Origin of the sequence: Candidatus Thiosymbion oneisti (genome assembly GCF_004359955.1) — a bacterium.
Classification (GTDB): Bacteria; Pseudomonadota; Gammaproteobacteria; order Chromatiales; family Chromatiaceae; genus Thiosymbion; species Thiosymbion oneisti.
Map to the genome: position 1 here is coordinate 1 of NZ_SMSC01000098.1, position 975 is coordinate 975.

Sequence of the window (975 nt, forward strand, 5' to 3'; positions counted from 1 at the left end):
AGAGGCTGTCTGAAAAGACATAAATTAATAGAAAATCACCCACTAGCCGTTTTATAAGGTGTCTGGTTATCGTGGATCTGTCGGAGAAGCAAGCGACTCGATGCGAGATAAACTTGAGCTTCACTCGAAGTCGGCTTGCGTTCATAATCTTTATTTAATCGACGCGATCGAATCAGCCAAGCAAAGGTTCTCTCAACTATCCAGCGACGCGGTAATACCTGGAAACCTGGAAGCCCTTTTTGCTTTCTCACAACTTCGAGCCTGCATCCGAATTGGGAAAAGACCCAATCGAAGAGTTCCGAGCCGGAATAAGCACCGTCAGCCCAGATTTTAGTGACGGTATGAAGGCACGAGAACAACTTCGTAATCACCTGACGAGCTGCTTTACCATCGAACACGTTAGCTGCATGCACCACGACAACGATTAAGCAACCCATTGTATCGCAAAGGATATGTCGTTTTCTTCCCGTGACAAGCTTGCCCCCGTCGAACCCCGATTCGACAGCCGATTCCGGGGTACCCTTGACGCTTTGACTATCAATGATCGCCGCTGTCGGGTCGGGAGTTCGGCTTTTTTTTCACGTAAATGCTGACGCAGCGCCGTATTGATTTTTTCCAGCGTTTGATTGTCTGTCCACTTATTGTAATAAGTGTTAACAGTCGTGTAGGAAGGAAAGTCTTGTGGTAGATACCGCCATGGACAACCGGTCTTATTCAGATAGAAAATTGCATTCAGGATTTCGCGTAGGTCGGTTGTTCGTGGGCGTCCGGTGGTATAGGGTTCGAGTTGCTCAAGGATAGGCTGGAGGGTTTCCCACTCTTCATCGGTCAGGTCGCTTGGGTACCTAACAGGGGATTGAGTCTTATCAGAAATCATATTAATCACCGGAATGGAAGTGCTCAAATCGTATTATATTACCAGAAATTCCAATTTTTCTACCCTAAAATCAATGCCTTAGTTTACATACAGCCTCT

Annotated in this window: 2 protein-coding genes; both read right to left on the reverse strand. The window is 46.5% G+C overall.

Features of this window, described 5'->3' with window-relative positions; genetic code table 11:
- Positions 1–35 precede the first annotated feature (35 nt).
- A complete protein-coding gene (locus E1958_RS21515; RefSeq protein ID WP_243725315.1) occupies positions 36–542 on the reverse strand; it encodes a transposase in 507 nt (168 codons plus the stop codon).
- Positions 425–877 carry a transposase gene (locus E1958_RS21520; protein ID WP_243725314.1) on the reverse strand — a complete coding sequence of 151 codons (453 nt, stop codon included), beginning with the start codon at positions 875–877 and terminating at the stop codon, positions 425–427. The genes E1958_RS21515 and E1958_RS21520 overlap by 118 nt, the downstream gene beginning before the upstream one ends.
- Between the last annotated feature and the right edge of the window lie 98 nt (positions 878–975).